Genomic DNA, 688 nt, shown 5'->3' with positions numbered 1-688 from the left:
ATGGTGCTAATTGGACGAATACGATAGCAAATAACAAACCTTGGTTAGTCAATGACCCTACTTCTAAAGTATGTGATTGGTTTGGTGTAACAGTGAGTGAAGGTAAGGTGAAAGGAATATCACTACCAGAAAATAACCTTACCGGAACTTTACCAAATTCTTTAGGAAGTTTGATAGAACTAAGGACAATATATTTACATTCGAATAATCTGTCGGGTAATATACCTTCAAGTTTTGGAAATTTATCCTTTCTAAGATTTTTGTTTTTACACTCTAATAATTTAGAGGGTAATATACCATCTGAATTAGGTATGCTTTCTAATCTAATTGATCTTTTGTTATTTAGTAATCAACTTACAGGAGTGATTCCTCCAGAGTTGGGTAATTTATCAAAATTACGTGATCTCAATTTATCTCGAAATAAATTGTCAGGTTCTATACCGAGCGAATTTGGACAATTCTCAAATACTCTTTTTAGGATAAATATTTCTTACAACTATAATCTAAAAGGAAAAATACCTTCTTCTATAAGTAATTTGACTGGTTTAACAATTTTTAGAATGAATACAAATAAGTTTGTGTTTTCAGATTTTGAAGCTGACTATAATAATTACATAAATAAATTAGGCACTTTTCAAGTTGCTCCCCAAGCCAAGGTAGATCAGGAAGAGACTTTATCTGTAGCTGC

The 688-nt window shown here is 31.2% G+C and carries 1 protein-coding gene; it reads left to right on the top strand.

Annotation, left to right across the window (positions count from 1 at the left end; all coding sequences use genetic code 11):
- The coding region (locus tag Z053_RS31740) for a hypothetical protein (RefSeq protein WP_025668169.1) at window positions 1-688 on the top strand (688 nt) is incomplete at both ends.

The sequence above is a fragment of the Aquimarina megaterium XH134 genome, from assembly GCF_000520975.1.
Taxonomy (GTDB): domain Bacteria; phylum Bacteroidota; class Bacteroidia; order Flavobacteriales; family Flavobacteriaceae; genus Aquimarina; species Aquimarina megaterium.
The sequence above is the reverse complement of the archived record's forward strand: the minus strand, read 5'-3'. Positions and strand labels throughout refer to the sequence as shown.